At 73.1% G+C, this 24819-nt stretch carries 17 protein-coding genes and 1 riboswitch; of the genes, 8 read left to right on the plus strand and 9 right to left on the minus strand.

The annotated features are described in order from the left end of the window. Window positions 1-29: 29 nt before the first annotated feature. The 3 genes from ACFXPL_RS12430 to ACFXPL_RS12440 all read left to right on the plus strand — a co-directional run bounded on the left by ACFXPL_RS12430 (window position 30) and on the right by ACFXPL_RS12440 (window position 3498). Window positions 30-1526: a CoA-acylating methylmalonate-semialdehyde dehydrogenase gene (locus ACFXPL_RS12430; RefSeq protein WP_384916743.1), complete on the plus strand. Its 1497-nt coding sequence runs from the start codon at window positions 30-32 to the stop codon at window positions 1524-1526. Between the two features lie 86 nt (window positions 1527-1612). After that, window positions 1613-2635 (plus strand): Gfo/Idh/MocA family protein, encoded by a 1023-nt coding sequence (locus tag ACFXPL_RS12435; RefSeq protein ID WP_384916746.1) that lies wholly within the window; start codon window positions 1613-1615, stop codon window positions 2633-2635. Next, entirely contained in the window at window positions 2632-3498 is an 867-nt protein-coding gene (locus ACFXPL_RS12440) for a sugar phosphate isomerase/epimerase family protein (RefSeq protein ID WP_384916749.1), read from the plus strand. The genes ACFXPL_RS12435 and ACFXPL_RS12440 overlap by 4 nt, the downstream gene beginning before the upstream one ends. Here the strand turns inward: ACFXPL_RS12440 and ACFXPL_RS12445 are convergent. Continuing rightward, entirely contained in the window at window positions 3476-4822 is a 1347-nt protein-coding gene (locus ACFXPL_RS12445; RefSeq protein ID WP_384916751.1) for a PP2C family protein-serine/threonine phosphatase, read from the minus strand. The two genes, ACFXPL_RS12440 and ACFXPL_RS12445, sit on opposite strands and share 23 nt — an antisense overlap. A 114-nt stretch (window positions 4823-4936) precedes the next feature. On the opposite strand from ACFXPL_RS12445, the gene ACFXPL_RS12450 reads away from it, so the two are divergent. The 4 genes from ACFXPL_RS12450 (at window position 4937) to ACFXPL_RS12465 (ending at window position 8962) form a co-directional block, all read left to right on the plus strand. Continuing rightward, window positions 4937-5479, plus strand: a complete 543-nt coding sequence (locus tag ACFXPL_RS12450) for a nitroreductase family deazaflavin-dependent oxidoreductase (protein WP_384916754.1) — start codon at window positions 4937-4939, stop codon at window positions 5477-5479. A 162-nt stretch (window positions 5480-5641) separates the two neighbouring features. Then, window positions 5642-6766 carry a trypsin-like serine peptidase gene (locus tag ACFXPL_RS12455; protein WP_384916758.1) on the plus strand — a complete coding sequence of 375 codons (1125 nt, stop codon included), beginning with the start codon at window positions 5642-5644 and terminating at the stop codon, window positions 6764-6766. A gap of 106 nt (window positions 6767-6872) precedes the next feature. Beyond that, complete coding sequence (locus tag ACFXPL_RS12460; RefSeq protein ID WP_384916761.1) at window positions 6873-7283, plus strand: hypothetical protein; 411 nt, start codon at window positions 6873-6875, stop codon at window positions 7281-7283. A 275-nt stretch (window positions 7284-7558) separates the two neighbouring features. Beyond that, a complete protein-coding gene (locus ACFXPL_RS12465) occupies window positions 7559-8962 on the plus strand; it encodes an amino acid permease (RefSeq protein WP_384916763.1) in 1404 nt (467 codons plus the stop codon). A 127-nt stretch (window positions 8963-9089) separates the two neighbouring features. Here ACFXPL_RS12465 and ACFXPL_RS12470 read toward each other — a convergent pair whose 3' ends face one another. From ACFXPL_RS12470 to ACFXPL_RS12485, 4 genes are all read right to left on the minus strand, one after another. Continuing rightward, on the minus strand, window positions 9090-9869 hold the full coding sequence (locus ACFXPL_RS12470; RefSeq protein ID WP_384916766.1) for a transglycosylase SLT domain-containing protein: 780 nt from the start codon (window positions 9867-9869) through the stop codon (window positions 9090-9092). A gap of 4 nt (window positions 9870-9873) precedes the next feature. Further along, window positions 9874-10038, minus strand: a riboswitch (cyclic di-AMP (ydaO/yuaA leader). Between the two features lie 555 nt (window positions 10039-10593). Next, window positions 10594-11922, minus strand: a complete 1329-nt coding sequence (locus ACFXPL_RS12475; RefSeq protein ID WP_384916769.1) for an enolase C-terminal domain-like protein — start codon at window positions 11920-11922, stop codon at window positions 10594-10596. A gap of 38 nt (window positions 11923-11960) precedes the next feature. Next, a complete protein-coding gene (locus tag ACFXPL_RS12480) occupies window positions 11961-13298 on the minus strand; it encodes a gluconate:H+ symporter (protein WP_384916772.1) in 1338 nt (445 codons plus the stop codon). A gap of 558 nt (window positions 13299-13856) precedes the next feature. Next, window positions 13857-14468 carry a substrate-binding domain-containing protein gene (locus ACFXPL_RS12485; protein ID WP_384916775.1) on the minus strand — a complete coding sequence of 204 codons (612 nt, stop codon included), beginning with the start codon at window positions 14466-14468 and terminating at the stop codon, window positions 13857-13859. A 69-nt stretch (window positions 14469-14537) separates the two neighbouring features. Here ACFXPL_RS12485 and ACFXPL_RS12490 point away from each other — a divergent pair, with 69 nt between their 5' ends. Continuing rightward, on the plus strand, window positions 14538-16226 hold the full coding sequence (locus ACFXPL_RS12490; protein ID WP_384916778.1) for an adenine deaminase: 1689 nt from the start codon (window positions 14538-14540) through the stop codon (window positions 16224-16226). An 84-nt stretch (window positions 16227-16310) separates the two neighbouring features. Here the strand turns inward: ACFXPL_RS12490 and ACFXPL_RS12495 are convergent, their stop codons facing one another. The 4 genes from ACFXPL_RS12495 to ACFXPL_RS12510 form a co-directional block, all read right to left on the minus strand. Then, the gene (locus ACFXPL_RS12495) at window positions 16311-17582 is read right to left on the minus strand and encodes a TIGR02679 family protein (protein ID WP_384916781.1); all 1272 of its coding nucleotides are present in this window, start codon (window positions 17580-17582) and stop codon (window positions 16311-16313) included. A 62-nt stretch (window positions 17583-17644) separates the two neighbouring features. Continuing rightward, window positions 17645-21775 carry a TIGR02680 family protein gene (locus ACFXPL_RS12500; protein ID WP_384916784.1) on the minus strand — a complete coding sequence of 1377 codons (4131 nt, stop codon included), beginning with the start codon at window positions 21773-21775 and terminating at the stop codon, window positions 17645-17647. Next, window positions 21772-23136 (minus strand): TIGR02678 family protein, encoded by a 1365-nt coding sequence (locus ACFXPL_RS12505; RefSeq protein ID WP_384916787.1) that lies wholly within the window; start codon window positions 23134-23136, stop codon window positions 21772-21774. Before ACFXPL_RS12505 ends, ACFXPL_RS12500 begins: the two co-directional genes overlap by 4 nt. Next, window positions 23133-24689, minus strand: coding sequence for a TIGR02677 family protein (locus ACFXPL_RS12510; protein WP_384916790.1), 1557 nt, complete (start codon window positions 24687-24689; stop codon window positions 23133-23135). The genes ACFXPL_RS12505 and ACFXPL_RS12510 overlap by 4 nt, the downstream gene beginning before the upstream one ends. Window positions 24690-24819: the final 130 nt, after the last annotated feature.

The following is a 24819-nucleotide window of genomic DNA, read 5'->3' on the forward strand; positions in this document are numbered from 1 at the left end:
CACCACCCACACCTTCCGAGGACCTTGAGATGACCACGATCGACCACTGGATCGACGGAGCGCCCACCCCGGGCGCCTCCTCCCGTACCGCCCCCGTCTTCAACCCCGCGACCGGCGCGTCCGCCACGCGGGTGCGGCTCGCCGGTGCGGGCGACGTGGACGCCGCGGTCGCCGCCGCCTCCCGCGCCTTCGAGAGCTGGAGCGAGACCTCGCTCAGCCGGCGGATCCAGGTGATGTTCGCCTTCCGCGAGCTGCTGGTGCGCCACGAGGACGAACTCGCGCGGATCATCTCCGCCGAGCACGGCAAGGTCGTCGACGACGCGCGCGGCGAGATCGTCCGGGGCCGTGAGGTCGTGGAGTACGTCTGCGGGCTCGGCGACATCCTCAAGGGGTCCTTCTCCGACCAGGTGTCCACCGATGTGGACGTCCACAACTTCCGCCAGCCGCTGGGCGTGTGCGCGGGCATCACCCCGTTCAACTTCCCCGCGATGGTGCCGCTGTGGATGCACCCCGTCGCCATCGCCACCGGCAACACCTTCGTCCTCAAGCCCAGCGAACGCGACCCGTCGGCGGCGAACTTCGTCGCGCGGCTGTACGCGGAGGCCGGGCTGCCCGACGGCGTCTTCAACGTCGTGCACGGTGACAAGGCCGCCGTCGACGCGATCCTCGACCACCCGGACATCGCCGCCGTCTCCTTCGTCGGCTCCACGCCCATCGCCCGGTACGTGCACGAGCGCGGCACCGCCGGCGGCAAGCGCGTCCAGGCCCTCGGCGGCGCCAAGAACCACGGCGTGGTGATGGACGACGCGGACCTCGACTTCGCCGCCCAGCACCTGATCGCCGCCGCGTACGGCTCGGCCGGTGAGCGGTGCATGGCGATCTCCGTCGCCGTGGCCGTCGGCGCCGCCGCCGATCCGCTGGTGGCGGTCCTGGAGCGCAAGGCACGCGCGATCAGGGTCGGCCCCGGCGACGACCCGGCGAGCGAGATGGGCCCGCTGGTCACCGCCGCCGCGCGGGACCGCGTCGTCGGCGCGGTAGCCGGGGGCGCGGCGCAGGGCGCCACCGTCGTGGTCGACGGGCGCGGACTGAAGGTGGCGGGGCACGAGGACGGCTTCTTCGTCGGCCCGTCGCTGCTGGACCGGGTGACGGCCGGGATGGACGCGTACCGCGAGGAGATCTTCGGACCGGTGCTCGCGGTGGTACGCGTCGACATCCTCGACGAGGCGATCGCGCTGATCAACGCCAACCCGTACGGGAACGGCACGGCCGTCTTCACCGCGGACGGCGGGACCGCGCGCCACTTCCAGCGCAAGGTCAAGGTCGGCATGATCGGCGTGAACGTGCCGGTCCCGGTGCCGATGTCGTACTACTCCTTCGGCGGCTGGAAGGACTCGCTCATCGGCGACAGCCCTGTCCACGGGCCCGAGGGCGTGCGCTTCTACACCCGCGCCAAGGTGGTCACCACGCGCTGGCCGCACCGCACGCGGGAGGCCGCCGCGGGCTTCAGCTTCCCCACCTCGGAGTGACCGGCTCCACCTGACCGGGGCCGCCTCCCGCTGCGGGCCCCCAGCTCCCGGCTCCCCCTCCTGAATCATGTGAAAGGGCAACCCCCATGACCGTGCGCATCGGTGTCATCGGCACCGGAATGATCGGCCAGGACCACATCCGCCGGCTCACCCACGTGATCACCGGCACCCGGGTCACGGCGGTGTTCGACATCGACACCGCGCGGGCCGAGGAGGTCGCCGCGTCCGTCGGCGCCCGCGCCCTGGCCACCGGGCGCGAGGTCGTCGGCGCGCCCGACGTGGACGCCGTCGTCGTCACCTCGTGGGGCCCGACCCACGCCGAGCACGTCCTCGGTGCCATCGCCGCGGGCAAGCCGGTCTTCTGCGAGAAGCCGCTCGCCACGGAGGCCGAGGACTGTCTGAAGATCATCGATGCGGAGACGGCCCACGGCTCCCGGCTCGTCCAGGTCGGCTTCATGCGCCGTTACGACGCGGGCTACCGCGAGATGAAGAAGGTCATCGAGTCGGGCGCCATCGGTACGCCGCTGATGGTGCACTGCGCCCACCGCAACGCGACCGTCCCGGCGTCGTACACCTCGGCGATGGCCGCGCAGGACACCGCCGTCCACGAGATCGACGTGCTGCGCTGGCTGCTGGACGACGAGATCCGCTCCGTACAGGTGGTGACACCGCGCAGGACCGGTAAGCGGCACGCGCACCTCCAGGACCCGCAGATCATGCTCTTCGAGACCGCCGAGGGGGTCAGGATCGACCTGGAGGTCTTCGTCAACTGCCAGTACGGGTACGACATCCAGTGCGAGACCGTCGGCGAGGAGGGCCTGGTGCGCCTCCCCGACCCGGCGGCCGTCTCCGTACGGCGGGCCGGCCACCTCTCCACCGGAATCCTCCAGGACTGGCAGGGCCGCTTCGAGAGCGCCTTCGACACCGAGTTCCGCGAGTGGGCCGAGTCCGTGGCGAACGGCGCCGAGCCCACCGGTCCCTCGGCGTGGGACGGCTACGCCGCGACCGTCATCACCGGCGCGCTCGTCCAGGCCCTGGAGTCCGGCGCGATCGTACGGGTCGACGCGCTGGAGAAGCGGCCCGCCTTCTACGGAGGAGACACCCGGTGAAGATCGCCCTCGACCCCTACATGCTCCGCGCGCTGCCCATCCGGGAGATGGTCCGCACGGTCGCCGACCTGGGGTACGCGTACATCGAACTCTCCCCGCGCGACGACTTCATGCCCTTCTTCCGCCACCCGCGCGCCGACGACGAGCGGGTGGCCGAGCTGAAGAGCGCGCTCGACGAGACGGGCGTACAGCTCTCCAGTGTGCTGCCGCTCTACAAGTGGTCCAGCCCGGACGAGACCGAGCGGCAGAGCGCCGTCCGCTACTGGAAGCGGATGATCGAGATCACCTCGCAGCTCGGCTGCCCGCTGATGAACTCCGAGTTCAACGGCCGCCCCGAGGCCGCCGCGCGGAGCGAGGCCGCGTTCTGGCGGTCGATGGAGGAGCTGCTGCCGGTCTTCGAACGCGAGGGCATCGCCCTCAACCTGGAGGCCCACCCGGACGACTTCTGCGAGGAGAACGACCCCGCGGTCGACCTCGTCCGGGCCGTCAACAAGCCGTACGTGAACTACCTGTACTGCGCCCCGCACACCTTCCACCTCTCCGGCGCCGATCCGGGCGCCGACATCGCGAAGATGCTGCGGTACGCGGGCGACAAGCTCCAGCACCTGCACATCGCGGACACCTTCGACCACAAGGGCTCGTCCGGGCTGCGGTACATCCTCAACCCGCCGGGCACGGCGGCCCGGATCCACCAGCACCTCGACATCGGGCAGGGGGAGGTGGACTGGAACACCTTCTTCTCGACCCTGCGCGGGATGGACTTCGACGGGGTCGCGACCGTCTGCGTCTTCGCGTGGGAGGAGCGGGCGAAGGAGTCGTCCGCGTTCATGCTGGAGCGCGTCACGAAGGAACTGGCCCGCTGAGGTCAGGGGCCCCGGCGCCGGCCGGGCCGCCCTGCCGCTCCGGCGCGTACCGGAGCAGCAGGGCGGCCGCGTCGTCGTGCAACGGCCCCGCCACATGGCGTACGAGATCCCTGCGCAGCGCCTCCAGCGCGGACACGGGGTCGGGGTGGGCGAGGAGCGGGGCGCGCTCGCCGAGCGGGTAGAAGGTCCCCGTCGCGTCGCGCGCCTCCGTCACCCCGTCGGTGTAGAGGAGGAGTTGGTCGCCGGGCGTGAACTCCGCCCGGAAGGGCCGGGGGCCCTCGGTGCCGTGCGCCTCCAGGCCGAGGGGCAGCGCGTACTGGTCGGGCTCGGGGAACTCCACCGCACCGTCCGCGCGGACCAGCATGGGCGGCGGATGCCCGTAGTTGAGGAAGACGGCGCCGCCCTCCTCCCCGAACTCCGCGATCAGCGCGGTGACGAACTTCTCGCCGTCCAGCTCCCGGCTCATGGCCCGCTCCACCCGGGCGCCGACCCGGGTCAGTTCGGGCTCGTCGTGCGCCGCCTCCCGGAACGCCCCGAGGACGACGGCGACGGTCTCCACCGCTTCGAGCCCCTTGCCCTGGACATCGCCGACGATGACGCGTACGCGCCCCTCCCCGACGGCCACCTCGTACAGATCGCCCCCGATCCGGGCCTCCGCCACGGCCGAGGTGTACGAGACGGCGGCGCGCAGCGGACCGGCCGTGCGCGGTACGGGGCGGAGCAGGGCGCGCTGGGCCACCTCCGCGATCGAACGGACGCTGGCGAGTTCGGCCTCGCGGCGCTGGCGCATCACGACGGCGACCAGGCTCGCGGCCGTCGCCCCGGCGACCGAGCCGAACGCCGTGTAGCCGCGACGGCTCTGCACCAGCCCGTCGTACAGCCCGAGTGTGAGACAGCACACGAGGGCGAGGACGCCGATGAAGGCGGTACGCCGCCAGCCGCCGACGAGCCCGGCGAAGGCGGGGCCGAGCGAGAAGAGCGGCAGGAAGCCGATCCTGGGCCCGGCGATCAGCTCCACCAGGGCGACGACCGCGAGCGCGGCGAACGGCAGAACTCCCAGGACGACGGGGGTGGAGAGGTCGCCGCCCGCGGTGGCGCGCCCGGCCGGCGGGCCGGTCCGCGCCCAGGGACGCGCGCCCGGCTTCCTTCCCGGGATTCGTCCCCGCTTCCTTCGCGGCTCGGCGCCCGGGTTCCTTCCCTGGCCGGTGGCCGGGGCGCCGCCGGGTCCCGCGCCGGGGCCGGGGGCCGGGTCCGCGCCGGACCGTGCGCCGGACCGGCCTTCCGATCGGTCCTCCCGCAGCATGTCCGCTCCCGCCTCGCCCATGTTTAGACTATGCAAAGGTTCTGTTGTCAAAGCATCGCGAAAGCTCCGTGAACGTCCCGTCGTTATCGAATCGACGCCGTCGTCCGGCCTCTCCGGTGCCAGGAGGTGCAGGCTGTGAACCAGCCGTCCCCGCCGCCGCACGCGACTCCTCCCACCGGATGGCGGCGGAAGCTGGCCGCGCTGCCGGTCCTCCTCTACCGCGCGGGCCTCGGACCGCTGTTCGGCCGGCGGACGCTGCTGCTCATCCACACCGGCCGGGTCTCGGGGCTGTCGCGGCAGGACGTGATCGCGGTCGTGGAGCAGGACACGGCGCCCCGGAGCTGGACCGTCGCCGCCGGATCCGCCGCCTCGGCACGGTGGTACCAGAACCTGCGGCACACCCCCCAGGTCACCATCCAGACCGGCCGCCGCTACCGGGCCGTCACGGCCCGCTTCGTCGCTCCGGAGGAGTGCGGGCTGATCATGGAACGGTACGCGCGGACCCGCCCCCGCGCGGCGCGGACGCTCCGCTCGTCGCTGGGCCCGGCCCCGGAGGCCGACGGCGACCAGGGGTACCGGGCGGCGGGCGAGCGGGTCGCCTTCGTACGGCTGGAGGAGTCCCGGCCGTCGTTCCCGCGCCCGGCGTCCTCCCCCGCACCGCGACCGCCGGCTCCCTAGCTGGCCTCCGGCTGCTGTTCAGGCCGCCGGGCCGCGGTGTCTTGAACCGGGGCGGGCTCCCCCACGTACTACCTCCTCAAGACAGGTTGTCGCCGGACTCCGTACTTCCCGGGCCCCGTGCGCACACCGTTCGACGCACTTGAGGGACCGGAGGAACGATCCATGCGCTCCAGGCACCGCCCGGTGATGCTCATGGCCTGCATGCTCGCCTTACTCGCGATCAGCGCCACCGCCTGCTCCGCGCCCGCCGGGAGCGCCGGTTCCGGGTCCGCCGTAGGGGTCGGCCCCGCCGGGGCCGCCGGGGCCGACGCGCCGGAGGGCTGGCGCGAGGGAGGCTGGCGGGACTGGGACGCCGCGGACTGGGCACGGGAGGCCGCCGCGTTCTTCAACCCGGTCATCGAGGGGCTGTGGATTCCGGGCCGGATGCTCCAGGGCACCAGCGCGGACCAGCCCGTGGACGGCGAGTTCGAGGACGCGGGCGTCTCCGACCCGGAGCCGGCGCCCGTCCCGGCGCAACCCGCGCCCGTCTCGTACCGCGACAACGCCCCGATGGTCGGCAAGCTCTTCTTCGACACCCCCGAGGGCCCTTCGGTCTGCTCCGCGACGGTGGTGACGGACCCGGCGAACCCCGGCGCCTCCAACCTGGTGTGGACGGCCGGGCACTGCGTGCACGCGGGGGCGAAGGGCGGCTGGCTCCGCAACATCGTCTTCGTCCCGTCCTACAACGACAAGGGGCTGGAGGGCGCGGCCCTGGCAGGGGTGCGCAAGAGTCAGCTCGCGCCGTTCGGGATCTGGTGGGCGGACTGGGCGCAGACCTCGCCGCAGTGGATCTCCGAAGGAACCCCGTCGGGCGGCAGCGGTTCGCCGTTCGACTTCGCCGTGCTCCATGTGAAGAAGCCCGCGGGGAGCGATTTCGCGTCGCTGGAGGAGACGGTCGGCGGCGCGTCCCGCGTCATGTTCGACGCGCCGCCGGCGACGAAGATCGCGGGGATGGGCATCTGGGGCTATCCGGCGGCGGAGCCCTTCGACGGCGAGCGGATGTTCACCTGCCGGGGCCGCCCCGGCCGGCTGTCGGTCAGGGACGACCAGCCGGCGCTGTACCGGATCGGCTGCACCATGACCGGGGGCTCCTCCGGCGGCGGATGGTTCATCGAGGACGCGAAGGGGCTGCCCGCGCTGGTGAGCAACACGTCGATCGGCCCGAGCGCGCAGACCTGGCTGGCGGGGCCTCATCTCGGCGCCGGGGCGAAGGCCGTCTACGAGGCCGTCAGCGACAAGTTCGCCTGAGCGGTGGCCGCCAGGCGGTACGCGGGCCCGTACGGGAGGCGGGCAGACTCACCGTATCGCCGGGCCGCCGGCGTCTCCCGTACGGATACGAAAGCGAGATCCGAAGGTGCCGCACATCATCGTCGAGTACACGCCCAACTTGGCCGAGGAACTGGACGTCGACACCCTCCTCGACCTCCTGCACGAGACCGCCCGGGCGCTGGGCGTCTTTCCCCGCTGGGGCACCCGCACCCTCGCCATGCCGGCGACCGCCGCGCGGGTCGGCGACCGTCCGGAGGCCGGGCCGGACAACGGCCACGTGCAGATCAGGCTGACGATCGCCCCCGGCCGACCCGAGGAGGTCAGGGGCCGGATAGCGGACGAGCTGTTCGCGACGGCGGAGAAGCACCTGGAGCCGCTCGCCGCCCGCCGCCCGGTCGGGTTCCAGCTCACGATCACCGAGTTCGACCCCACGGTCACCAGGACCGGCGGCAGCATCGTCGGCTCCCCGACCCACCGGCCGCCGCTCGACGCGTAGCCCTTGCCCCACTCTCCCGCCTCGGCCGCCGCCGGATTCGGTGGCGGCCGGGGCGGGGCGGGCAGCAGCGGGTCGGTGCGGGCGGCGGAGGGGCGGGGCGGGCAGCAGCGGGTCGGTGCGGGCGGCGGAGGGGCGGGGCGGGCGCCGGAGGGGCGGTGCGGGCGCCGGTCTTCGCGTCCGGAAACGTTTTGCCTGGACGGGGGCCGTCCGGGGACACTGCGAGGGCCGTACCGTCCCCGTCCCCACAAGCCCCGAAAGCAGTCTGAACCCACCCCATGCGCGACCCACTCCCCCACCACCCCACCGTCGCCGCGCGGGCCACGGAATCCGGCGAACCACTGGCCGGCGGGCTCAAGCAGCGCCATCTCACCATGCTCGGGCTCGGCGGTGTCATCGGCGCCGGGCTCTTCGTCGGCTCCGGCGCCGGGATCGCGCTGGCCGGCCCCGGGATCGTCGTCTCGTACCTGATCGCGGGCGCGCTCGCGATGTGCGTGATGCGGATGCTGGGCGAGATGTCGACGGCGATGCCCGCGTCGGGCTCGTTCTCCGTACACGCCGAGCGCGCGCTCGGCCGGTGGGCGGGGTTCAGCGTCGGCTGGCTGTACTGGTTCCTGCTGGTCGTCGTGCTCGCCGTGGAGGCGACGGGCGCGGCGCAGATCGCGAACGGCTGGCTGCCCTCCGTACCGCAGTGGGCCTGGGTCCTGATCTTCATGATCGTCTTCACCGGCGCGAACCTCGCCGCCGTGAAGAACTTCGGCGAGTTCGAGTTCTACTTCGCCGCCCTGAAGGTCTTCGCGATCGTCGCGTTCCTGGTCCTCGGGCTGCTCGCGGTCTTCGGCGTCCTGCCCGACACCCGACCGGCCGGTCTCGCCCACCTCACCGGACAGGGCGGCTTCCTCCCGAACGGATGGCAGGGCGTCACGTCCGGGGTGCTCGCGGTGATCTTCGCCTTCGGCGGTCTGGAGGTCGTCACGATCGCGGCGGCCGAGTCCGACGACCCGGTGCGCTCTGTGGCCCGCGCGGTGCGCAGCGCGGTCTTCCGGATCCTGTTCTTCTACGTCGGCTCGATGGCGGTCATCGTGACCGTGCTGCCCTGGACGGCACAGAAGGCCGGGCTCAGCCCGTACGTCACCGTCCTCGACGCGATCGGTATCCCGTCGGCCGGACAGATCATGAACATCGTGGTGTTCGTGGCGCTGCTCTCGGCGCTCAACGCCAACCTCTACGGCTCGTCCCGCATGATCTTCTCCCTGGCCGAACGCGGCGAGGCGCCGAAGGCCCTGCTGAAGCTGGGCGGCGCGGGGGTGCCCCGGCGGGCGGTGCTGGCGTCGGTGGCGTTCGGGTTCGTCTCCGTACTGCTCAATCTGAAGTGGCCCGACACCGTCTTCCTGTACATGCTCAACGCGGTCGGCGCGGTGCTGCTCTTCGTCTGGGCGATGATCGCCGTCTCGCAGCTCCGGCTGCGCCCGCGCATCGAGCGGGAGGCACCCGAGCGCCTGGTCCTGCGGATGTGGCTCTTCCCCGGCCTGACCTGGGTGACGCTCGCCGCGATGGGGACGGTGTTCGTCCTGATGCTCAGCGACGACACGGCCCGCCCGCAGCTCCTGTGGTCCCTGGGCGCGACGGCGCTGGTCCTGGCGGTGGCGGGGATACGGGAGCTGCGCGCGCGGCGTGTGTGATGTGGGAGGGCGCGCACGGCGACTGGGTGTGGGCGCGCGCACAGGGACGGGCCCCGGCTCCGCCGTCGCTGGACGGCGGGGCCGGGGCCCGGTGTGTTCGCCGCCCGTCGGGGCGGCGCGGGTCCGCTCAGTAAGGACCGTTCACGTTGTCGATCGAGCCGTACCTGGCGGCGGCGTAGTTGCACGCGGCCGTGATGTTGGCGACCGGGTCGTAGCTGTCCGTCGAGGTGCCGGGCACGTGGTACGCCTGGAACGTCGGGGCGATGACCTGGAGCAGCCCCTTGGACGGGACGCCGTTCTGGGCGTTGATGTCCCAGTTGTTGATGGCGTTCGGGTCGCCCGAGGACTCACGCATCACGTTGCGGTGGATGCCCTCGTAGGTGCCGGGGATCCCGTGCTGGGCCATGACGTCCAGCGACTCGCGGATCCAGCCGTCCAGGTTGTTGTCGTACGTCTTCACGGCGGCCTGGGTGACGGAGCCGGTCGTGGCGGACTTCGTGCTCGCCTCGACGGCCGGCTTGGCGGCGGTGGCCGACTTGGTGGCGGTGGCCGCCGTCTTCCCCTTGAGGGCCAGCTTCAGGCCGGGGTGGATGTGCGACGGGTTGGCCCCGACGGCGCTCCGGTTGTCCGCGTAGAGCTTCTTCCAGCCGCCGCTGACCGAGTGCGCGTGCGCGATCTTGGACAGGGAGTCGCCCGAGACCACGACGTACGTGGTGGCCTTCTGCACGGCGGCGGGAGCCTCCGCGACCTTGGCGGCGCTGACGTATCCCGTAGCCGGGGTCGCCGCCTGGGCGGTGGCCGCGGAGACCAGCGGAATCGCGAGGGCGGCGCCCCCGGTGCCCACCGCGACGAGGCGTCGGGCGATCGAGCCAGTTCTGGGACGGCGGTGCTTGGCGTTTCTGGGCACGACGAATTCCTCTCCGTCGCCTGCGAGGTGAGCTGTCGGGTTCGGACTGGAGATGTCCGGCCGTACGGCGATGCGTACGGCTTCACCCCAAGCCGTTCCGGAAGATCCGGACCGGCGACTTACCTGGGTCCCCCGCTCCTGCCTTCTGACGGATAGGTGTCTGGGTTTCCGGACAGCGGCAGGATTGGGCGTTCCATCCGGATGGACGAGAACGTAAGCGAGATATCAGGACGGCACAAGTTCCGAATTTTCGGTGCAATAGCCCCTTCGATGCCGTCCCGGGAACTCAACTTTCCTCTCTCGCGAGAGAAAACGCCCACCTCGCCCCAGCCGTCGGCCGACGCGGCAGTGACGCACGTCACGAACGTAACGGAATAATCGGACAGGCAAAAGACCTTTAAGGCGTCAAGAACGCCCAACACTACCTATATTCACTTAACGGTAAAGAGGGACAAAACGCCCTTATTGGGCACACGTGGATGAGCGTGCCCCCTCGCCCCCTCACCCGACGCTCCGACAACTGGGAACATGTCGCGGGAATTGACTCGGGACGTCACCGAATTCGCCCGGGGATTCGCCGTGGTGACGGCCTGTCGCATCACGCGGCGCCTCCCGATGCCTTCCTCCACGCTTTCCGCGATATCTTCCGGCCGTCGTCGTAGAGGTCGGTCATGAGCGTGGCAAAGGGGGCCCGAACGGAACGGCCCCCTCACCTTGCCCCGCCTCACCTCACCAGGCAGGGACGCTTACTGTCGAACTCCCAGTTACCCACCAGGAAACGCATCGCCGCGGCGTCGTCCCGGCCGGAAAGGTTCTTCTCCACATACAACTCGTGGGCCGCGAGGAGCCGGTCCATGTCGAGTTCGACGCCGAGACCCGGAGTGTCGTCGACCGTGACCTCGCCGCCGACGATCCGCGGGGGCTCCACGGTCAGCCGCTCCAGGCCCTCCTGCCAGATCCAGTGGGTGTCGAGGGCGTTGTACTCACCCGGGGCCGCGGCCCCGCAGTGGGCCATCATGGCCAGCGAGATGTCGAAGTGATTGTTGGAGTGGCAGCCCCACGTCAGGCCGGTCTCATGGCAGAGCTGGGCCACCCGCACCGACCCCTGCATCGTCCAGAAGTGCGGGTCCGCGAGCGGGATGGAGACCGACTGCAGCGCCATCGCGTGGGTGAGCTGGCGCCAGTCCGTCGCCACCATGTTGGTCGCGGTGGGCAGACCGGTGGCCCGGCGGAACTCCGCCAGGATCTCCCGGCCGGAGAACCCGTCCTCGGCTCCGCACGGGTCCTCGGCGTACGCGAGGGTGCCGACCAGGGGCCGGCACAGTTCGACCGCTTCCCGCAGCGACCAGGCCCCGTTGGGATCGAGGGTGATCCGCGCCCCGGGGAAGCGTTCCTTCAGGGCGCGCACGGCCTTGACCTCCTCCGCCCCGGACAGGACACCCCCCTTGAGCTTGAAGTCCCGGAAGCCGTACCGCGCGTACGTCGCCTCCGCCTGCCGGACGATCGACTCCGTGGTCAGCGCCTCCTCGTGGCGGACGCGGTACCACTCCACGTCCGCGCCGGGTTCCCGCACGTACTCCAGATCGGTCCTGCCGGGGTCGCCGACGTAGAAGAGGTAGCCGAGGACACGTACCGCGTCGCGTTGCTTGCCGTCCCCGAGCAGGGCGGCCACCGGCACCTCCAGGTGCTGGCCCAACAGGTCGAGCAGCGCCGATTCGACGGCCGTCACGGCGTGCACCGCCGTACGCAGGTCGAAGGTCTGCTCCCCGCGCCCTCCCGCGTCCCGGCCGCCGAACCGTTCTCCCAGAGCGCGCAGCACCCGCTTGTGGTCGCCCAACCGGGCCCCGACGACCAGGGGTTGCGCCTCGCGCAACGTACGGGTGATGCCCTCACCGCCCGGCACCTCACCCACGCCGGTCCGGCCCTCGGAGTCCTGGACGACCAGGACGTTGCGGGTGAAGTACGGGGCGTGCGCGCCGGAGAGGTTGAGTGCCATGGAGTCACGGCCTGCCACCGGATACACGGAGAAGCCGGTGACGACGGGCTGGCTCATGGGGCGGGTCCTTCCAGAGTCCGGGGAATGCGGGCAGTTCAGAGATCGAGGAGGATCAGGGCGCGTTCCATGAGGAGTACGCCGCCGAGGCCGAGGACGGAGAGCACGGTCGTGTAGGTGGTACGCGCCTTGATCGCCTCGATGACCGACAGGTTGAAGTACTCCTTGAACATCCAGAAGCCCGGGTCGTTGACGTGCGAGAAGGCGATCGAGCCGCAGGAGACGGCCAGCACCATGATCTCGGGCGGCACCCCGCTGCCCGCGAGCAGCGGCAGCACCACGCCGGAAGCCGTGACGACGGCGACCGTCGCCGAGCCCAGGGCGACCCGGAGGATCACGGCCACGAGCCAGGCGAGGACGACCGGCGAGACGGACCAGCCGTCGGTGATGTCCTTGATGTAGTCCGATATCCCGCCGTCGACGAGGACCTGCTTGAAGGCACCGCCGGCCCCGATCACCAGCAGGATCATCGCCATCGCCTGCGCCGCTCCCCGGCACGAGGCGCTGACCTCCGCCAGGCTCCGGCCGATCCGCGGCCCGAACGCCCAGATCGCCACAACCAGCGTCAGCAGCAGGGCGATCGGAGCCGAGCCGATGAAGGCGACGAAGTGGGTGAGCGGAGTCTCGGCCGAGGTGGCCATGTCGGTGACGGCCGCACCCGCGATCAGCACGACGGGCAGCAGCGCGACCGCCAGCGACCAGGCCGTGCCCGGCATCTCCTCGTCCTCGAAGACGCGCTCGCTCACCAGACCCTGGGGTACGGAGGGGTTCATGGCCCGGATGAACGCGAGCCGCGGCCACACCAACGCGATGAGCGCGCCGATGGGCACGGCGATGAACAGACCGTAGAACAGGGTCAGTCCGACGGAGGCGTGGAAGGTCGAGGCCACCGCGGTCGGCCCCGGGTGCGGAGGCAGGAAGCTGTGCATGGTGGACAGGGCGATGGACATCGGCAGCCCGACCCACAGCAGGTTCGACCGGGTGACCCGTACGAGGGTGAAGACCACGGGCACGATGATCACGAAGGCGACCTCGTAGAACATCGTGACGCCGATGAGCATGGCCGTCGCCACCATGGCCACCTGCACCCCTCGGGTGCCGCAGACGGCGAGGAGCTTGGTCGCTATCCGCTGGGCGGCGCCGGAATCCCCCATCACCCGGCCGACCATGGCGCCGATCCCGATGGTGAGCATCGTGTCGCCGATCTGTCCGCCGATGCCCTCGGAGAGGATGTCCGGAATCTTCGTGAGGGGGATCCCCTGGACGAGGGCGACCGCGACGGCGACGAGCAGGAGGGCCGCGAAACCGTTCAGCTTGAGCCGCGTCATGAGGAAGAGCAGGACCAGCACGCTGATCCCTACGACGACAAGTGGCATGGGTCAGTTCCCCTTTGAACTGTGCACCGGACAAGCGGGCGAAGCGTGCGGTGGAGCGGGGATCAGTGCCTTGTTTCCATATAAGGATGTTGTCCACGTACAAGAACGGAGGCTAGAGAGGTGAGCCCCAAGGGGTCAATGGGTCTGCGGTGACGGATCCCCCCTGGGCGCCTGCCAGTTGCCCGTACACGCGGCCCCGGGCGGACGGCGGGTACGGGTACGAGTACGGGCGGAGGGGCGGGGCGGGGCGGGGAAGCGGAGGGGCGGGGGCAGCTCGGGCGGAGGCCTGGCTGCGCCGGGCCGGTGGTGCGTTGTGACGGGCGGGGCCGCCCCCTCCCCGCCACCACACACCACCGGGTCAGCGCACCCGGGCCGAAGACCTCGGCGGGATCACCCCGAACCCTCGAACTCGCCCGGCTCCGGGGCCAGGCCAGGCCCCTCGGCGGGGACGGTCGCTCGCGCCCGCGTGTGAGGGATCAGGGGGCGGAGATCAGGGGCAGGGGCCGATCCCTGGCCGCCTGCCCGAGACCGCCGAGCCCCGCCTGCCGTCGGCCGCGTTCAACCGGCGGGGACCGGTGCCGTGGAGGCGCCGACGATCAGTTCGGTCGCGATGCGCACCCGGCGGGCGCGCTTGGGCGGGTGGGGTTCCTGGAGCAGGCGGACCGCTGCCGCGCCCGCCTCTTCGAGCGGGACCCGTAGCGCCGTCGTGTCGGGGCGGTCCGTGCTGATCGCGGTCAGGTCGTCCGACGCGGCCAGGCTGATGTCGGCGGGGACCCGTACTCCCGCGTCGCGCAGCCCCAGGCGCAGGCCGATCAGCAGGTAGCTGCTGTACGCGACCACGGCGGTGACGGTCCGCTCGGCGGCGATGTGTTCGGCGGCGGCCAGTCCCGCGTCGATACGGGGGGCTACGGGGCCGAGGACCGTGAGGTCGACGCCGCCCCGGCGGGCCGCCTCCTTGACGGCGGCGGTCCGGCGTTCGGCCATCCACGAGCCCTCCGGGCCGCCCACATAGGCGATGGACCGGTGGCCGAGGCCCACCAGGTGCGTCACGATGTCCGCCACGCCGCCCGGGGTGTCGATCAGGACACCGGGTACCGACGGCACCGTACGGTCCACGGTGGCGACGGGCAGTTTCGCGGTGAAGGCCCTGATCACCGGGTCCGGGCTCACCGGCGCTATGAAGACGAGCCCGTCGACGCGGGAGGCGACGAAGCCTGTCGACCGAACGAGAGAACCCCGATGCCTGCGCCCAGCCACTGCGACCTGCTGATCCGCGGAGCCCGCGTGGTCTCCGTACACACCGGGGAGCTGACCGCCGCCGATGTCGCGATCACCGGCGATCTGATCCGCGCCCTGCTGCGGCCCGGCACGCCGATCGACGCCGCGCGCGTCATCGACGCCGACGGGCTGCTGGTGGCGCCCGGTTACATCGACGCGCACATGCACATCGAGAGCTCGCTGCTCGCGCCGCGCGAGTTCGCCCGGATCACTCTGCCCCGCGGCACCACGACGGTCCTCGCCGACCCGCACGAGATCGTCAACGTCGCCGGGCGCGCGGCCATGGCGTGGATGATCGAACAGGGCCGCACCGCCCAGCAGTCCATGCACTGGGCGGTGCCCTCCTGCGTACCTGCCCTGGAGGGGTTCGAGACGGCGGGGGCCGTGCTCGGCGCCGACGACATCGCCGAGATGCTGGACTGGGAGGGTGTCACCACGCTCGGCGAGGTGATGGACTACCGGGCCGTGGTCGACGGCGGCCGGCGGATGCGTGAGATCGTCGCCGCGGCCCGTGCCAAGGGCGTACGGCTGGACGGGCACTGCCCGAACCTGTCCGGCGACGACCTGGGCGAGTACCTGTGGGCGGGCATCGACTCCGACCACACCAAGAACTCCCCCGAGGTCGCGGTCGAGAAGGCCCGGCTCGGCATGCTGCTGATGCTCCAGGAGAAGTGCCTCACGCCGGAGTTGGTGAGCAGCCTCGCCGCGCTGCCCGTCCTGCCCGACTTCTGTCTGGTCACCGACGACCTCGCGGCGGACGCCATCGTCGGGCGCGGCCACCTCGACCACATCGCGCGGGTCGCCGTCGGCGCCGGTATGGACCCGCTGACGGCGCTGCGCGCGTTGACCCTGCACCCCGCCCGGCGCCTCGGCCTGGACGACCGGGGCGTGGTGGCGCCCGGCCGGCGCGCGGACCTGGTGCTCCTGCGTGACCTGGCCGACTTCACCCCGGTCATGGTCGTCTGCGGCGGCGAGCAGGTCGAGGAGAGCGCCCCGGCCGAGCTGTCCGGCAACCCGTTCGCCGACTCCGTCCACCTCGACCCGCTCGCGGCGGACGACCACGCGTGGACGGTGGACCTGCCGGACGGCGAACACGTCTTCCGGGCCCTGCGGGTCAATCCGGTGGACACCTTCACCGAACCGGCCGAGGTCGTCCTCCCCGTACGGGACGGCGTCGTCCGGTGGGAGGGCCGGACGGCGGTACTGACCGTGCTCGAACGCCACCACCGCAGCGGGCGGCGCGCGACGGCCCCGGTGGTCGGCTTCGACCTGTCGGACGGGGCGGCGGCCACCACGTACGCGCACGACAGCCACAACCTGACGGTGATCGCCACGACGTCCGCGGCGCTGCGCGAGGCCGCCAACCGTGTCATCGGCTCGCACGGCGGGATCTGCGTGATCGCCGCGGACCAGGAGCCGGTGCATCTGCCGCTGCCGGTGGCCGGGGTCCTCTCCGACCGCCCCGCCGACGAGGTGTCCCGGGGCGCGGCGGCGATCCGCGACGCCCTGCACCGCTGGGGCTGGGCGCACCGGAACGCGTTCATGTCCATCTCCACCATGACGCTGCCGGTCTCCCCACAGGTGAAGCTGACGGACCTCGGGCTGGTACGGGTGGCCGACCGGGCCTGGGAGCCCGCCGTCCTGACGTGAGTACGGGGCGCGCCGGGGCCCGGTGCCCTACGCCGCCCGGGCCAGGGCGCGTGTGCCGCGGGCCCGGTGCCGTACCGCGCCCGGTCAGTGCGCGCGTGCCGCGCCGTCCGGATCGCCGGCGGCCAGGTCCGCCAGGAGGAGGTCGGCGACCAGTTCCTCGACCACGGCGGCGCCGTGGCCGGAGAGGGCGGTCGCCAGTTCCGGGTCCCAGGGCGCCTCGGTGACGCGGCCTGGCGGGAGGCCGTACGGGGTGCGGGCGACGGCGGAGCGGTAGTCCGCCGCGGTCATGCGCCAGGGGCGGGCCGTCGTCTTGTCGAGGACGTACGCGGCGATGCGGATGCCCTCGCCGTCGAAGTCGCCGTGGTAGCGGAGCGCCGCGCCGCGCTCCGCGAGGAGGCGCAGGAGGTGGACGGCCGCGCTGTTGGGCCAGCCCGACGTGCAGACGAGGGGCGGGCAGCGCGGGCCGAACCGGCGTAGGGCGAGGGCCATGACGCTGGGGTTCTCCACGATGTGGACGACGGTCGCGGGCTCCGTTGCGAGCGTGAACTCGCCCGGGGCGCGCACCAGGGCGAGGGTCGGACTGGCGGCCTGTCCCGCCTCGGCGCACACGCGCGCCACGCGGGCGAGCGGTCCACCGCCGAGGGGACGCAGTCCGGCGGCGAGGACGGTGGCGGACAGTTCGTCGTCGGCGACGCCCGCGCGGGCCCACAGGGCGCGCCGGTCCCCGGCGGAGCGCGGCGGGTCGACGTCGTGGAGGGCCGCCAGGGCGCGCAGGACGAGGGAGGACAGGCGGGTCGGGTCGTCCAGGGCGTGGGAGTCGCCTCGTACCACCCGGGCGGCGAAGACCGGCAGCGGCTCGGCGTGGGCGGGCAGTGCGGCCAGCACCGTGAGGGCGTCGGTGAGCAGGGCGCGGGTGCGTTCCGGTGAGCCGCCGACAAGACCGGTGGTCCGGCAGGAGGCGGCCCAGTCGGCGAGCGCGGGCTGGGCCCGTACGGTCGCGTGGCCGTCCAGCCAGGCCCATACGGCGGCGCGCCGGCCGTCCCGGTGGCGCCGTTCTGTGGCGCGGTCGTGCAGCGGGCCGACCAGGTCGGTGACGGCTTCGCGTACCGTACGGCCGCAGAGTTCGGTGACCGCCTCCTCCAGCCGGGCCAGGGCGACGGTGGTCCTGGCGTCGGGCAGGCGGTCCAGGCCGAGGAGGTCGGCGAGGGCTTCGCGCTGGGGGTCGTCGAGCGGTCCCAGGCTCACCCGGGTGACCGGGCGGCCCGAGGAGAGCCGGTCGTGGACCGTCTGCCACAGGGGGCGCAACTCGGGCCTTCGCAGGGCCCGTTCACCCGGGGTCGGTGCCGGGTCCGTCATTCCGTCTCCAGGTCGGTGCCGTGTCCAGGTCGGTCGCGTCCCCGGGGTCGGTGCCGGGTCCGTCATTCCGCCTCCAGGTCGGTGCCGTTCCAGACGAAGCGGGCGCTGGTGACGGCGTCGTCGTCCGTGCCGGTGAGGAGCTGGTGGACGGCGATGCCGGGCAGTTCCCCGTAGGTGCACCACTCGTGGTCGGAGGTGAGCATGAGGTCCAGGTCGAGGGCGGTGAGCAGCGCGAAGACCTGGCCGCGGTTGACGCTGTCGACGCCGACGAAGACCTCGTCCAGCAGGATCGGCCGGGGCGCCCCCGGCACGGCCTCGTAGTGGGCGGAGACCGCGGCGAACAGGGGCAGGTGCAGGGCGATGGCCTTCTCGCCGCCGGAGAGCGCGCCGTGGAGTTTCTTGGTCAGGGGCTGCCAGCCCGCTCCGTTCGCGCGGTCCAGCCGGACGGTGAACTGGTGCCAGGCCGTGTAGTCGAGCACCTCGCCGAGCTGTTCCTCCCAACTCGCGGCCGTGTCGCTGCTCTTGGCCTCGTCGATGCGCGAGCGGAAGAAGGCGTGCAGCGCGTCCCGGTCGGCGTCGGTGACCCGGCCCGGGTCCTTGAGCAGCAGTTCACGGGCGGTGCGGGTGCCGTCCGGGAGGTCGGGGCGGACCTGCCAGACCAGTTGGACGGCGACGCGGGAGGCGGTGCGGACGCGTTCCAGGTGGCCGTTCATCCGTCCGACGAGTTCGCCGGCCTGGCGGATACGGGCCGCGAGGTGCCGGCGGATGTCGCCGGTGAGGATCTGGTCGAAGAGGCGGCGCTCGGCGCCGGTGATGTCGTCGCGGCTGCGGTCGCGTTCCTGGGTGAGTGTGGTGAGCAGGCCGGTCGCCCCGACGCGTACGCCGTCCAGCGTGGCGGTGAAGAGCTGGACGTCCTCGTCGGGCTCCAGGTCGAGGTCGGCCCGGGCGCCGAGGTGCCGGCGCGCTTCGTGGACGGCCTCGGAGAGGCGGGTGGCGGCGTCACCGAGGTTACGGGGGGCGTGCGGGACGCCGGGCCACTGCGCGGCGGTGGCGCGGGCGGCCTCCAGGGTGGCCTTGGTACCGTCCCGCGCGTCGAGTTCCAGGGTGATGCCGGCGTCCTCCGCGAGTCCGGCGAGGCACAGGTGCCGCAGCCGCCGCGCGGCGCTGTCCCTGGCCGTGACCGCCCGCTCGCGCTGTTCGGCGTCGCGCCGGCTGGTGGCCCGCAGTTCTCCGATCCGGCCTTCCACGCCGATGAGGTGTTCGCCCGCCCCGCGGGCCTCCTCGCGGCAGCGGTCGCGTGCGGTCCGTGCCTCGGCGACGCGGGCGACCACCTGCCGGTAGTCCTCGCCCACGGTGGACTCCACGGCTTCCAGACGTGCCCGCGCCCCGTCGGCCTCGGTCTCGGCGGCGGTCGCGGCCTCGGTCTGCTGCCGGGCGTCCTGGTGCGAGCGGTCGGCCTGCGCCGCCAGCCCGCGGCCCTGGTCGGCGGCCGCCGCCGCGTGGAGCCGGGCGTCCACCCAGGTGTCGGCGGTGTCCCGGAACGCGTCGACGGCGTCGGAGAGCTGACGCAGCCTTCCGCCGTCGGTGGGCAGACCGTGCTCCGCCGCCCGGCGGCTGAGGGTGCGCACGGCCGCTGCCACGTCGTGCTCGCACCGTTCGAGGCGCTGGGCGTCGTCGCGTACGGCGTCGTCCCTGACGGCGACCTGGTCCTCGGCACGGTCCGCTTCGCGGCGGCACAGATCCAGCTCCCGGTGGCCGGGGCGGCCCGCCCGGTCGCCGTCGAGCCGGGCGCGGCCGGCGGCCAGGGCCCGCAGCCGGTCGTCGAGCGCGGCGAGGGAGGAGTGCGCCCGCGCGATGAGATCGGTGAGTTCGCCGATCCGGCGCTGCCGTGCCCGCTGCCGGGCGAGGGAGCCGATGTGGGCGGGCTCCGGCTTCGCCCACGTCCCGGTGGCGAGCGCGAGGCGCCAGGTGCCGTCGGCGGACACGGCGGCCTGGTGGTCGCCGGAAGGCCGCGTCCCGTAGGCGATCCCGGCGAGCAGGCGGGTCACCGTCTCCGCGGGGACGGGGATGTCGTCCTCGGGGCGCAGCACCTCCAGCAGGTTCGGCCCGGGGGCGGGCAGGGCCAGGGCCGCCTCGGCGCGGGTGTCGTGTCCGGGCAGCGTGACGCTTCCGTACGGGCCGACCCAGGCGTCCAGCAGGCCCGACGCCTCCAGTGCGGCCTCCACCCCGGCCTGTTCGGCGAGGGGGACGTCCTCGTGGAAGGCGACCAGGCGCCACAGCGGCGCCCCCATCATCGTCTCCCGGTCCGCCGTGCGGGTGAACGGTGGCGGGGGCGGCAGGTCGGTCTCCTGGCGCAGCCGGGTCATCTGCCGCACCAGCCCGTCCCGCTCCTCCAGCAGGCTCCGCCGGGTCACCCGGGCGGTCGCCTCGTCCGCGGCGATCTCCTGTTCCACGGGGCGCGCGGCGGCGTCCACCAGGGCCGTCACCTCGGTCTCCGACGCGGCGTGCGCGGCGAGTTCCTCGGGGTCGGCGCGGAGTTCCCCGCACCCCTCGGCCCAGGTGCGCAGGTCCTCGGCCTGTACGGCGAGGGCGTCGTCCCAGGCGCGGGCCGCCGTGTCGCGCCGGACGGTGGCCTCCGCGAGCCGGGCGCGGGTCTGCTCCAGTGTGTCCTCGGCGGCGCCCCGGTCGCGTACCGCCCGTTCGTGCCCGTCCATCGCCTCGGTGACGAGGGTGACCTGCCGGCGCCGGGCGGTGACCGCGCCCCGCAGCAGCCGGCGGGCCCGACGGGCCAGGTCCTCGCCCGTCGCTCCGTGCGCCGGTGTGTGCCGGGCCGTGCCGGCGACCGGCTCGCGAAGGGTGGCGCCGGACGGGGCGTCCACGCCGTCGAGGAGTGCCTTCGCCTCGTGGTGGATGGACTCCAGGCCCGCCGCCCTGGCCGACCGGCGGGTCTCCTCGGCGGCTTCCCCGGCGTGCTCGTCGAGCGTACGGGCTCGCTGTGCGGCCTCGTCGGCGCGCCGCCGGTCCCGCGCCGCCCGGTCCTGGCCGGTCCGGGCGGCGGCGCGCTGCCGCCCGCCGGCGGCCGCCGCTTCCTCGGCGCGGCGGCGGAGCCGGTCCAGTTCCTCGCCCTGCCGGTACGCGTCGCTGTCGCGCAGGCCCTCGACGGTCTCGTCCAGGGCGTGTGCGCGCCGGTCCTGCTCCTCGCGCAGCGCCTGGGCCGCCTCCCGTTCCTCCAGCGCCCGGGTGTGTTCCTCGGCGCTGAGCCGGGCGATCCGGGTGAGGTTGTCCATCTCGGTGGTCCCCGAGATCAGGGCGGCCGAACCGGCGCGCAGGACCCGCCGCGCGTATCCGCGTTGCCGGGACGCGACGGTCCCGGCCGCCGTCACCTCGTCGTCGAGCCGTTTGAGGTGTTCGCGCTGGCGGTCCAGCCGTTCGAAGCCCTCGGCGAGTTCGGCGATCTCGCCCTCGCCCAGCGGGGGCAGGGCGCGGGAGAGGAGGGTGGAGAGCAGGGACGGGTCGAGCCGTTCGGAGAGTTTGGGCTGACGCAACTGGAGCAGCGCGGACAGGAGCGATTCGTAACGCTGCTCCCCCATACCGGCGAAGAGTTCACGTCGTACCGCCGTGCGGTACTCGGCGGCCGAGGCGTGCAGGTCGCCCCGGTCGCTCAGGGCCTCCGCGAGTGCGGCGCGGGTCAGCGGCTGCCCCGCGTCGTTGACCAGGGCGAGGCCGCCGGGGTGGGCGATCCGGGCTCCGGTGGTGAAGTAGGCGGTGTGCACCCCGCTGGTGTGCACGCTCGCCTGGAGGCGCGCCCCGCAGCCGAACCAGCGCTCCGCGCCGTCGTCGCCGACGCGGCGGAACTCCATCCACACGTACCCGACGCGGGTCTTTCCCGAAGCGCCCTCGCCCAGCAGGTTCCAGTGCATGGTGCGTTCCGAACCCCCGAACGTGGAGAGCCGGTTGGGGCGCAGACTGGCGTCGAAGAGGAAGGGCAGCAGCAGTTCCAGGGCCTTGGACTTGCCGGAGCCGTTCTGGCCCCGTAGCAGCAGGCGCCCCTGGTGGAAGGTGAAGGTCTCGTCGTAGTAGCGCCAGACGTTGAGGATGCCCGCGCGGTGCGGCTGCCAGCGGCTCACGGCCGGGTGCGTCGCCGGGGTGCCGGGTTCGGGCCTGCGCGGCGGGGGGAGGTCGGTCACACTCACTGCTCGTCTCCTTCGTACGGACCGCCGGCGGCGCCCGTCGTTCGGCGCCGGCCCGTGCTCGTCGCCGGTACGGGCCGCGCGTCCGTGCTCGTCGTCCCCGCGACGCGGTAGCGGCGGGCGGCCGGGCGCCCGACGACGCGGCCCCCGACCCGGTGGACCAGTCCGACGTCACGCAGCACGCGGACGGCGTCCTCGGCGAGCCGGGCCGCGCCGTCCTGGGACTGGTACGCCTTCGCCCAGCGGGGGAAGCGGCGCAGAAGCTCCGCGCCGGCCTCGGCGAGCTGTTCCGGGAGCAGCCCGGCGGGCGCGCCGCAGACCGGTTCGAGCAGCAGCAGGGCGGCGACCCGGGCGGTGGAGGTGTCGTCGGGGAAGCGGACATCGGTGGCGACGGCGTCCGGGTCGACGAGCAGGAACCCCTCGGCGCGCTCCTCCAGGACGAACCCGGCCTGTTCGACCGAGCGGCGCAGGATCTGGCGCCCGGTCAGGGAGGTGACGTAGGCCAGTTCGTCCTCGGTGAGGTCGGCCCGGTACAGGACGGGGTCGTCGAAGAGCCGGCGCAGCACCGAGTGGCGCAGCCACAGCGTGCGCCGGGGTTCCGTGGCGGCGGTGGTCCTCGGTTCCGTCACAGCGGTGGTCCGCGTCTCTTCCTCCGTGGCCTCGCCACCGGCCGCGCCGGACGCGGCGCCGTAACGCCGCTCCCGCACCATGCCGGTGAGGAGTTCCTCGAAGCGCGTGGGCACCTCGTCCGGCGGTACGGCCAGGCCCGAGGCCCCGACGGGCGCCGCGGGCAGCCGCATCAGCAGGGTGGTGTCCACGCCGTAGAGGACCTTGGCCTCCGCCGTTTCGACGTACGTCTCGGTGGTACCGTCCACCGCCCGCAGCACCCCGTACGACTCCAGCAGTCCGAGGACGTCGACGAACGCCATCCGCTCCGGCCGGTGCACCGGGTCGAACGCGGGCAGCGCCTGATCGGCCGCCGTGGCCTGGACCACGCGGTCGGCGAGCAGGCCGATGGTCGTCATCGGCATCGACAGCAGCTCGGCCGCGGTCACGCACAGCAGCACGTACCGCCGCCGGTCGAACGGGGCCCGGCCGGCCCGCTGCCTGCGGGCGGGGCGGGAGCCGTCGGCCCCGGCGCGGACCTTGGCGAGGCGCGCGTACCCGCGGCGGGGCTCCACCACCAGATTCCAGCCGCACGTGTAGTCGAACCACTTGGCCAGCGGTCCGCGACGGCGCCGTACCAGCTCGAACCCGGTCGGGTCGGCGGCCTCGGTGAGCAGCGGGCGGGCCAGCAGCAGCCGGATACCTCGGGCGACCTCCTCCCTCTCGGCGGCGGCCAGTTGGTTGGCGAGCGTGCTCATCCCGCCGCCTCCCGGCGCAGGAGGTCCCGTACCGCCGGGAGGGCGCCCGACCCGTCCGCCGCTGTGACGGTGACGACGTAGTCCGGTCCGGCGAGCACGCCCTTCGCGGTACGCAGCACGGCGGTGCGGGCGTCGGCGGGCGGTGACAGCGCGATCTCCACCCGGCCGTCCCCGGTGCTCGCGCGCCGCAGCCCGGTGGAGTCCGGCCCGGCGGACAGCGCCCGGCCCAGCAGGTCGAGCAGCCGCTCGAAGGCGGCGGGGTCCAGCGTGCCGAAGGAGGACAGCCGTACGGGGCCGTCCGTGGCCAGGTCCCGCCAGGCCAGGGCGAGTTCCAGGCGCTCCGTCCTGGCCCGTTCGGCGCGCTCGGCCTTGACGGCGGTGACGTCCCGCACTCTGGCCGTACGGGTGAACCGCTCCGTCCTCCCGCTGGTCCGCAGCAGCGCCGACACCTCGACCGGCGGCGCCTCGGACCACGACAGCGCCGAGGGGATCAACTCGGGATCGGGGTGGGCGAGATGGGCGTGGCGCGCCGCCCCCAGGCCGAAGGCCGCCGACCACAGCCGGTGCAGGTCCTCCTCCCCGGGCGCGGCGGCGAACCAGCGTGCCAGCTCACGGAAGTCCTGTACGGCGCTGGAGGAGCGGCGGCGCGACTCGTTGATCCGCTCCAGGACCTGGAGGAGGGAGACGATGGCCCGCCGGGCGATGTCATGGAGCTGCTCGATCCGGGGGCGGGCCCCGTCGTCCGGCAGGAACCACGCCCGCAGACCCGCCCAGCGGGCCCGCCGGCTCTCCAGCCACCCGGGCGCGGGGTCCCCGCCCGCCACCGGCGGCAGCTCGGCGCCGCGCAGCGCCCGCTCGCGCAGCAGGACGACACCGCGCTCCTCGACCCTGCCGACGGCGGCGGCGACCGCCTGCCCGCGCCGGTCCAGATTGACCAGGAACTCCTGGAGATACGCGACGGTGGCGGCCTTCACCTCGCGGAAGACGTCCAGGTCCGCCCCCTCGGCACGCAGCAGCCGCTGCAACTCCCCGTTGAACGCCTTGGTGTTCTCCACCAGGGCCTCCAGATGCCCTTCCAGCTCCCGCAGGGTGGTGAAGATCCGGCGATCGGCGGAGGCGGGCTCGCCGGACAGCACCCACAGTTCGTCGAGCCGGTCGGCGATCGCCTCCAGGACGGCGGTCTGGAGCGCCCCCGTCGAGGCGAGCACGTCCAGCGCGTGCCGCACCCCGGCGAGCGCGGCCTCGCCCCGGCGGGTCAGCGAGTACTGGAGGTTGCGCCGCTCGTACTCCTCGGCCGTGCGGTAGTTCTCGGCGTGGTTGTGGACCACGTCCAGAAGCTCCCAGTGGACCAGCCTCTTCAGTACGTCGTGCAGTTCCTCGTCCTCGACGGCGGCCGGCCACCCGACCGTCCGCAGCCGCTCCCGCACGTCGTCGAGGCCCAGCGCCGTCTCCAGATGCTCACCGGCCGCGCCGAAGGCGTCCAGCACCGCCCCGTACAGACCGGCCCGCTCCCCGGTGGTGAACCGGAACATCTCCGGCGGCACCCTGCGCACCCTGTCGGCCCCCTCTCCCGCCCCATCGATACGGGCGGACAGGCCAGGTCGTCCTCTCGTGCCCTGCTCGTCCGGACACGTCTCGTCCTCGCCGGAGATTGACCCTATCGTCCCGTCAGGACCGCCGTCA

Source organism: Streptomyces sp. NPDC059092 (genome assembly GCF_042756365.1).
In the GTDB taxonomy this organism is placed as follows: domain Bacteria; phylum Actinomycetota; class Actinomycetes; order Streptomycetales; family Streptomycetaceae; genus Streptomyces.

Bases quoted from the DNA above. Each gene is read 5' to 3' on its own strand.
- ACFXPL_RS12430 (WP_384916743.1), top strand. From the start codon at position 30: ATGACCACGATCGACCACTGGATCGACGGAGCGCCCACCCCGGGCGCC.
- ACFXPL_RS12435 (WP_384916746.1), top strand. From the start codon at position 1,613: ATGACCGTGCGCATCGGTGTCATCGGCACCGGAATGATCGGCCAGGAC.
- ACFXPL_RS12445 (WP_384916751.1), bottom strand. From the start codon at position 4,822: ATGGGCGAGGCGGGAGCGGACATGCTGCGGGAGGACCGATCGGAAGGC.
- ACFXPL_RS12455 (WP_384916758.1), top strand. From the start codon at position 5,642: ATGCGCTCCAGGCACCGCCCGGTGATGCTCATGGCCTGCATGCTCGCC.
- ACFXPL_RS12465 (WP_384916763.1), top strand. From the start codon at position 7,559: ATGCGCGACCCACTCCCCCACCACCCCACCGTCGCCGCGCGGGCCACG.
- ACFXPL_RS12475 (WP_384916769.1), bottom strand. From the start codon at position 11,922: ATGAGCCAGCCCGTCGTCACCGGCTTCTCCGTGTATCCGGTGGCAGGC.
- ACFXPL_RS12480 (WP_384916772.1), bottom strand. From the start codon at position 13,298: ATGCCACTTGTCGTCGTAGGGATCAGCGTGCTGGTCCTGCTCTTCCTC.
- ACFXPL_RS12490 (WP_384916778.1), top strand. From the start codon at position 14,538: ATGCCTGCGCCCAGCCACTGCGACCTGCTGATCCGCGGAGCCCGCGTG.
- ACFXPL_RS12495 (WP_384916781.1), bottom strand. From the start codon at position 17,582: ATGACGGACCCGGCACCGACCCCGGGTGAACGGGCCCTGCGAAGGCCC.
- ACFXPL_RS12505 (WP_384916787.1), bottom strand. From the start codon at position 23,136: ATGAGCACGCTCGCCAACCAACTGGCCGCCGCCGAGAGGGAGGAGGTC.